The organism is Bradyrhizobium sp. AS23.2, assembly GCF_001908185.1.
Lineage (GTDB): Bacteria > Pseudomonadota > Alphaproteobacteria > Rhizobiales > Xanthobacteraceae > Bradyrhizobium.
The window spans coordinates 1-6,767 of sequence record NZ_LGHM01000240.1 but is presented as its reverse complement, the minus strand read 5'-3'; the positions used below and the strand labels follow the sequence as shown (position 1 = coordinate 6,767).

Annotated in this window: 10 protein-coding genes; 6 read left to right on the top strand and 4 right to left on the bottom strand. The window is 57.3% G+C overall.

Features of this window, described 5'->3' with window-relative positions; genetic code table 11:
• The first annotated feature begins 11 nt into the window (after positions 1–11).
• The 5 genes from AC630_RS46475 to AC630_RS38900 all read left to right on the top strand — a co-directional run bounded on the left by AC630_RS46475 (position 12) and on the right by AC630_RS38900 (position 2,646).
• Complete coding sequence (locus AC630_RS46475) at positions 12–1,196, top strand: hypothetical protein (RefSeq protein WP_074123656.1); 1,185 nt, start codon at positions 12–14, stop codon at positions 1,194–1,196.
• A gap of 9 nt (positions 1,197–1,205) precedes the next feature.
• Entirely contained in the window at positions 1,206–1,418 is a 213-nt protein-coding gene (locus AC630_RS44810) for a hypothetical protein (protein ID WP_143198660.1), read from the top strand.
• On the top strand, positions 1,405–1,851 hold the full coding sequence (locus AC630_RS38915; protein WP_074123655.1) for a DUF5681 domain-containing protein: 447 nt from the start codon (positions 1,405–1,407) through the stop codon (positions 1,849–1,851). The genes AC630_RS44810 and AC630_RS38915 overlap by 14 nt, the downstream gene beginning before the upstream one ends.
• 220 nt (positions 1,852–2,071) lie before the next feature.
• Positions 2,072–2,464, top strand: a complete 393-nt coding sequence (locus AC630_RS38905) for a hypothetical protein (RefSeq protein WP_143198659.1) — start codon at positions 2,072–2,074, stop codon at positions 2,462–2,464.
• Positions 2,461–2,646 carry a hypothetical protein gene (locus tag AC630_RS38900; protein ID WP_074123652.1) on the top strand — a complete coding sequence of 62 codons (186 nt, stop codon included), beginning with the start codon at positions 2,461–2,463 and terminating at the stop codon, positions 2,644–2,646. The genes AC630_RS38905 and AC630_RS38900 overlap by 4 nt, the downstream gene beginning before the upstream one ends.
• Before the next feature lie 73 nt (positions 2,647–2,719).
• On the opposite strand, the gene AC630_RS43135 is transcribed toward AC630_RS38900, so the two are convergent.
• Together AC630_RS43135 and AC630_RS38890 are read right to left on the bottom strand one after the other, a co-directional pair.
• On the bottom strand, positions 2,720–4,522 hold the full coding sequence (locus AC630_RS43135; RefSeq protein WP_083636563.1) for a caspase family protein: 1,803 nt from the start codon (positions 4,520–4,522) through the stop codon (positions 2,720–2,722).
• A 49-nt stretch (positions 4,523–4,571) separates the two neighbouring features.
• Complete coding sequence (locus tag AC630_RS38890) at positions 4,572–5,231, bottom strand: hypothetical protein (protein WP_074123651.1); 660 nt, start codon at positions 5,229–5,231, stop codon at positions 4,572–4,574.
• Between the two features lie 236 nt (positions 5,232–5,467).
• Between AC630_RS38890 and AC630_RS38885 the strand changes: the two genes are divergently transcribed.
• Positions 5,468–6,193: a DUF2569 domain-containing protein gene (locus AC630_RS38885; RefSeq protein WP_074123650.1), complete on the top strand. Its 726-nt coding sequence runs from the start codon at positions 5,468–5,470 to the stop codon at positions 6,191–6,193.
• 104 nt (positions 6,194–6,297) lie between these two features.
• Here AC630_RS38885 and AC630_RS46470 read toward each other — a convergent pair whose 3' ends face one another.
• Positions 6,298–6,498, bottom strand: a complete 201-nt coding sequence (locus AC630_RS46470) for a hypothetical protein (protein WP_074123649.1) — start codon at positions 6,496–6,498, stop codon at positions 6,298–6,300.
• Between the two features lie 2 nt (positions 6,499–6,500).
• Positions 6,501–6,767, bottom strand: a 267-nt coding sequence (locus AC630_RS46465) for a hypothetical protein (RefSeq protein WP_208867104.1), incomplete at its 5' end; no start/stop codon positions are given.

Below are 6,767 nucleotides of genomic sequence, written 5' to 3'. Positions count from 1 at the left end.
GAGGATGAGAGATGGACGACCGTCGCAAGTTCGAAGATCTGGTGCAATTCAGGGCGCCGGCAAACCTGTCGGAAGCGATAGACACGGCGGCAAAGCAAAGGTGTCAGTCGAAATCTGACTACATCCGTCAATCGGTCGTTGATCGGCTTCGCTCGGACGGTGTCGATCTGCATCACTTTGCTGGGCGAGCGCTGGGTGCATTGTTTGCGCTCGCGTTATTCGCTTCGAATGCGATGGCAGCGGGCACCATCCCCGGCATCAGCATGACCCAGCAGTTAGATGAATTTGCCAAGCCTCTCAGCGGTGGCAAACTCTTTCTGATTCAAGCCGGCACCACCTCCAACCCACAGAACTGTTACCAGGATACGGCGCTGAGCCTGGTGTGGCCCAATCCGATCACGCTGGACGCTGCTGGTCGCGTGCCGCAGCTGTTCTGCGCTGATGGCTCTATCAAGATTCGCCTCACCGACAAGAACGGCAATCAAAAGCTCGTTCAAGACAATCTGTTGATCGTCGGCCCGTCTGGTGGCGGTGGCGGTGGTGGAACGGTGGATCCGACGACCATCTTCCAAACCGGCGCCTTCATGCAGTTCTACGGGACCGGTATCCTCACAGGATGGGTTCGCTGCAACGGCCGGACAATCGGATCGGCGACCTCGGGAGCAACTGAGCGGGCCAATGCCGATACGCAGGCGCTGTTCGTCTATCTGTACGGAACCGACCCAAATCTCCCGGTGAGCGGTGGGCGCGGTGCCAGCGCGGCGGCAGACTTTGCAGCCAATAAAACACTGGCCCTGCCTGATTGCCGAGGTCGTGTCGTTGCTGGCCTGGACGACATGGGCAACAGCGCCGCGGGCCGGCTGACCTCGAGCTACTTCGGAACCGCAGCCACGGCGCTTGGTGCGGTTGGTGGTACTGAGAGTCGAGCGCTGGTCACAGGAAATCTTCCGCCCTATACGCCTTCAGGAAGCGTGACTGGTGTATCCGGCACCTCCTCCAACTCGTTCACCACTTTTAGTGGGAACGTCAACGTTCAGGCGGGCGGAAACCCTATTCCGATTGTCGGCGGCGGCAACTCTGCTGCTGTGTTCAGTGGTGGCACTGGCACATTCACCGGCGCGGCACAGGGTGGCACCAGTTCCCCATTGCCGCTTATTCAACCGACCATCCTCGCCACAACGTACCTCAAATTATAAGAGAAGCTCATGATCACTCTTACCGTCATGTCGGAGAACGGCAAACCGTTCATCGTTCGATTTCAAACTAAAGCAGCGGCTGGGGAAGATGGCTCGGTGACCTGGCAAGATAGCGAGGTTGTCAACGAAGCCGGCAAGTCGCAGCGCTACGGCATCGATGAGAATTTCCGCTTGATCATCGAAACTCCTGAAGCCGAGCCGCCCGCTAATGCCGGGAACTGAAAAAACAGCCGAGAAACAGCGCGGTCGACCGTTCAAAAAGGGACAGTCCGGCAACCCTGGCGGACGTCCAAAGGGCGCACGCAATGTCACCACCTTGGCAATGGAAGCGCTGTTGGATGGGCAGGCCGAGGCGTTGACACAGAAGGCTATCGATCTCGCCCTTACAGGCGACATGGGCGCCCTCCGCCTTTGCCTCGATCGCATCATGCCGGTGCGGAAGGACCGACCTGTATCGTTCGAGCTTCCCTCAGTCGACAGCGCCCAGGATGCAGCCAAGGTCTCGTCTGCTGTTCTCGCCGCGGTCGCTTCTGGCGACCTCACCCCTGCGGATGCTGGCGAGATCAGCAAGCTTATCGACACATGGGTGAAGGCGTTCGAGACGGCCGAACTTGCCGAGCGGTTGGAGAGACTGGAGAGGATGACACATCAATGATGGGTCGAAATCTGAAATCTCGCCTCGTCCGATTGGAAGAGCGGGGGAACGCGAAGCTCAGGCCGCCGTATGTCTATCATGTGAGTGAACCGGCCACCGACGTGGAGCTTAGCGCTATTGAGGCGGCCAAGTCCGCCGGGCATTGCTTCATAATCGCCCCTTGGCCTTGCGCGACGGTTGAGGAGTGGTTGGCGATCCACGGCCGCCCGGAGCACCTGCAATGATGGGACGCGGTCTGGAATCCCGGATCGTCAAGCTGGAAAGTCGTAGAAACCGGCCAAGCGAAATGCTGGTGGTGTGGCGCCGCCCCGATGGCGACGTGTTCGAAGCATTGAAGGGCGTCACTTTCACCCATGGCGACAAGGTGATCTGCGCAGAATGGTTCGAGGACAGCCCCTTGCCAGGACCACGCTGGCATCGCGACCGGCTCAGCCAAGCGATGACGGCTGGCGAATATGAACAGATCAATCAGACCATAGACCGCATTGCCAAACGTTCGGAGACGGATCGCACCGAGACCGGCTTTTTACCCTTCCCGTCTTTCACCGAGGCGCGCATGAAGGAAATGAGCGATGCCGAGTTGATCCACGCACTGCTCGGGGTGCCGACATGAAACTGAATTTCTCTCGTCGCCTGGCGCTTCTGGAAGCCCGCCAAGGCTACACCGGAAGGTGTATGCACATTATCACGGCGACCGATGAGGATGATGCCGGTCGGCAGATGGCGGAATTGGTTGCTGCCGGCGCGGTTCGGAGCCGGGATGGATTTCTCTGCATTACCGGCAAGCCCCTTTGAATTTATCAAAGGAGATCAAGTCCGGCAGTAGTTAGGGGGATTGCCAATTGCGAAGCGCAGACCGGCTGATCCTTCAGCTTTTCAATCGTTTATTGCATTCCGCGTAGTAGCCACCGTTGTCTTGGATCCACAACAGGCCCCCATTCGAACCGGTAGCCTTGTTCGCCACATATTGATCGCGACAAGTCAGCATTCGAGCTTGTCCAGGCTCCTCTGAAGAGTAGGAGGGTGAAATGCCTGCCGGAAAGACGACCGGCGAGCGGGGCGTTTGAGTGGTGGTGGGTGGCGTGGGCGCCGGCTTGCTCTCTGCAGGGAGTGTCAATTGCCCCCATGCCGAAAAAGCAGACGCAAAAGCGTCAGCACCTGCACTTCCTTTCTCGATCGCCAGGATTGCGCGACGCTTGTTGTTGTACACCATCGGCATGTCCAACCATGAGCGCTCGTTTAAAAGCTGCATATTGCGCGCACGGTCGGCGGTGACGTTCGATAGTCCGACCAGAAAGAAGCCTTCGGTGACCTTGACCGCTAAGCCGGCGATCGGAGTACCGCGCGCCTGCTCATTGGATTTCATCAAGATGCCAGGCACATTGCCGATGCCGCCACCGATAAAATCCGTTGGCAAGATAAAGGTCAGTTCCACAGTGTGGCTGGCTGGCAGAGTCGGGTCGGTGTTACGTCGGAATGACATTGACATCTTGAACTTGCGGTCAGGAATCTCAATGTCGGCCCTCACCGCGATATCGGCCTTCTGGCCTTTGAAGGGCTTGATCGATTCAGTGCGCCAAACCACCGTGCCTACGTACTGCTTGCCTTTCCTATCCGTGGGATCCTCGTCGTACAGAACCGCACGTTGACGAAGCTCCCCTGAATCGGACGGACGATCGACCTGCTTCTGCGGTCCCAGCGCCGCAATTTCCGTCGGTTTTTTCCTGGACGCTCGAATTTCTTCAAGACGCGCCCGGGCGAGGCTTGCATAGAACGAATCGCCATAACGGCGAATGAAGTCCTCCAGGACTTCGGCGCTCGTCGTGTCTTTAGTTGCGGACCACGCCTGTGCCGCTTCGTTCATCCCGGTCGGCGGGGTGTCCGCTCGTGCATTCGTAGGTCCACCCGTAGGAGCAACGAAATAGAATCGGCCGTCGATTGGCGAGGAGGAAACCCAGGGCTGCTGTGCTCCCCCGGTCGATCGCTTAACTGTCAGCCCCACCTCGTTGAAGACTTCAAAAATTCCAAGTCCTGGTCTTTGGAGCGTCTGAGCAAGCGCCTTTGAGTAAGGGCTGTTGCCGTTCGATCCATCTTGCGCAACGTTGCCGGGTTGGGTGGCGTAGGAAATTAGAGTTCCTTCAGGAGCTGTCATTTGCGCGAGCCCGGCTGCACTGGACCGTAGGCCGCGTGTCCCAAAGGGATTGTTTCGACAGGCATCGAGGATCACCAGATTTAGTTTCGTGCCGGCTCCGTCCATTTGGCGTAGGACCAAGGCGACATCGACCATCTGAAAATCGACGTCCGCTTCCTTCGTCGGGTTTGCGTTGATGGGGACTAGATGGTTCGAGCCACGGACCTGAACACCGTGCCCAGCGAAATAGAATAGGGCTACGTCTGCTCCGCTAATCTGATTGCCGAAATTCCGTATGGCGCTGTCGAAGCTGGCTTTGTCCAAGTCAAGGAGCGCATCTCCGCCGACCAGCGAAAAGCCGTCCGCCCGGAGTGTCTCGGCAACCAATCGTGCGTCATTGCTTGGGTTGTCTAACCTGGATACGTGCTGGTACGCGGAATTTCCAATCACCAAGGCGACGCGACGTTCGGCAACTGCCGGACCCATCGCCAGTATCGCCGCCAAAGCAACAATCATCCCAACAATGGGCCGCAAGCTCATTCCAAATTCCCCCACCAACGTAATTTTCCGGCCGCCCCAATCCTTCGAACTAGATGATTCCCTTACGCTGCAAATCATCAAATATAGCGGCCACTGAGCTGGAGGCATTCGCTCCATCTCCTACGAAGAGGAGTCCTCCCGCGTTCACTTGACCATTTCCGACCCAAAGGTTTCGCCCACTCGAAACTTCGACGAGCCGAGCGGTGAAGTTTGTCTGGCGCCGATATCTATAAGTTGGAGTTGAGGTGGCAGTCAGCGTTCCGGAGGTCGTGCCGTTCATAGACACCGTAGAAAACTGACCGGCCGTGTTGATCGTGCCGCTCGTTGATGATGAACCGGTATACTCCCCAGAAAGAATGGTTCCTGCGTACTCTCGCTGCAGTCCCGTGTCGCCAACATTAATGAAAAGCACCGCATCAGTACCTGTCTGCGCCATGCCTTTCCGAATCTCAGCGTCGCTGTACTTGCGCGTTGGGGGAAAGATATTCAAGGCGTCCTCGGCATCGACCTGATGTTTGCGCGCCTCCTCTTGAATGTTGGATTGAATATTCGCGGCGAGAGGTCCCTGCGCCGCAACATAGGCGATGACCCGCTTAACAGGCTTCGCTGGCAGGTCGCGGTCAGCATAACCCTGCATCGACGTTGTGATGCAACCCGAGAGGCAAATGGCGACAGAAAACAGTATAAGAAATCGTGCGATCCCAAGCATCGCCCATCCCCCAGTCGTGGGCCCACGGAAACGGAGATAAACTACTACAAATTCTGGTTGCAGAACAATGGAGACCAATTGATTATGGATTGGTGCAGCTGATAGCGGCATTCGCAGAATTATGTCAGGTGGATGCGAATGTCAGCGCGCCGCCGGTGGTGGGCAATTGATGACCGGAAGCGGCAGAGATCTAGGCTAGTCCGGCTGGTAAGCGCCAACGTAGGGGAAACAAGGTGATGGTAGCGATCGAGCCGTCTCCACTCAAGGCTGGCCTTTATGATCGCGTCGGCGGCTGGCTGGTACTTCCGGCCATCGGCACATACCTCTCACCGCTCTACAAAGCGTATTCCGCATATGACGTCCTGCGCTACTATTCTGATGGATTGCCGATCGGCTCTAAGCTCTTCATTGTGGGCTTCGGCCTGGCGTGCATCGGCCTAACTTTTGCGTGGCTCTACGCATGCGTTCTCCTTTCGAGGCTGGATACCCTCTTTCCGAATGTCTATGTCGGCCTTCTTGTGGTCGAGATAATCATTGCGATTTCGTCGGCTTTGCTCGTGACCCAGTATTTTGGAGCGACGCTAGAGCAGGACGATATTAAGGAGACGATGCGGCCCATAGTTATAGCGGTCGTGTGGATCCCCTACATGCTCGTCTCGAAGCGAGTAAAGGCGACGTTCTATGGGATTCCGATTTCGGCGCGTCCTCCGCCGCTCCGTGAAGAGGCGCCTGCTAAGCGCGCTGTTCAAGGAAAGGGTTCTGACCTCACTATGGTGCAAAGATTCGGAATGGTTCTCTACTGGGCGGGCCTATTGATTGCCGGCCTTCTCGTCATCGGCGCACTTATCGCCATAGCGAACTCTCGCAATGGTTCCGAGGTGGTTGGTTACTTCTGCCTGGCCGGCGCCTTTATGTCGTGGTTAATCGGGCGGGCCATAAGATACGTACTTGTCGGTACCTAGAGACGGGACGCTTGATCGCCCAGAACAGCCCGGCGAGCGCAGTCGCCGCGGCACGGCCGCACTGATAGAGATTGCTGTCGTCATTTCGGCAGAGCTGCGTGCTCTCACGGGCATCCCCAAAGCCTGATGCGGGTACCGTGGATCTCGATGGTATCGCCGTCGATCACGCTGGTTTGCCCGACCAGGTCGTTTGCGTGAGCGGTCGCCGCGAACGCAGCGAAGAAGGCCCATGCCAGCCCAAAAATTCCATTTATTTTGATTTTCGAGATGATTTTTCGACCTATGAACACAGGGACATCGGGCATCTTTAGCGTGAAAATATTCGCTCTTTTATGGGATGGGTAAGTTCGCCCGATTTTCCCATCCGCATCGGCTTCGAAAAGGGCTCTTTTGACGCTCGCAAGTGGGCGGGCTGGGGCCCCGAAAGGGGTGGGGTACTTCTGAATAAAAAAATCAGCGCCTGCGCTTCTTCATCCTCACGCCAGCTCCGCGCCCGTTCATCCGGGATGAACGCGACGCCGGTAGCCTCGAGGGCTCGGCCAATCGAGTTCTGATGCGGACCGGGGCGTTGCCA

What these genes read in the sequence shown, in the direction of transcription:
- AC630_RS46475 (WP_074123656.1), top strand. Translation starts at nt 12, where the DNA reads ATGGACGACCGTCGCAAGTTCGAAGATCTGGTGCAATTCAGGGCGCCG.
- AC630_RS44810 (WP_143198660.1), top strand. Translation starts at nt 1,206, where the DNA reads ATGATCACTCTTACCGTCATGTCGGAGAACGGCAAACCGTTCATCGTT.
- AC630_RS38915 (WP_074123655.1), top strand. Translation starts at nt 1,405, where the DNA reads ATGCCGGGAACTGAAAAAACAGCCGAGAAACAGCGCGGTCGACCGTTC.
- AC630_RS38905 (WP_143198659.1), top strand. Translation starts at nt 2,072, where the DNA reads ATGATGGGACGCGGTCTGGAATCCCGGATCGTCAAGCTGGAAAGTCGT.
- AC630_RS38900 (WP_074123652.1), top strand. Translation starts at nt 2,461, where the DNA reads ATGAAACTGAATTTCTCTCGTCGCCTGGCGCTTCTGGAAGCCCGCCAA.
- AC630_RS43135 (WP_083636563.1), bottom strand. Translation starts at nt 4,522, where the DNA reads ATGAGCTTGCGGCCCATTGTTGGGATGATTGTTGCTTTGGCGGCGATA.
- AC630_RS38890 (WP_074123651.1), bottom strand. Translation starts at nt 5,231, where the DNA reads ATGCTTGGGATCGCACGATTTCTTATACTGTTTTCTGTCGCCATTTGC.
- AC630_RS38885 (WP_074123650.1), top strand. Translation starts at nt 5,468, where the DNA reads ATGGTAGCGATCGAGCCGTCTCCACTCAAGGCTGGCCTTTATGATCGC.
- AC630_RS46470 (WP_074123649.1), bottom strand. Translation starts at nt 6,498, where the DNA reads ATGCCCGATGTCCCTGTGTTCATAGGTCGAAAAATCATCTCGAAAATC.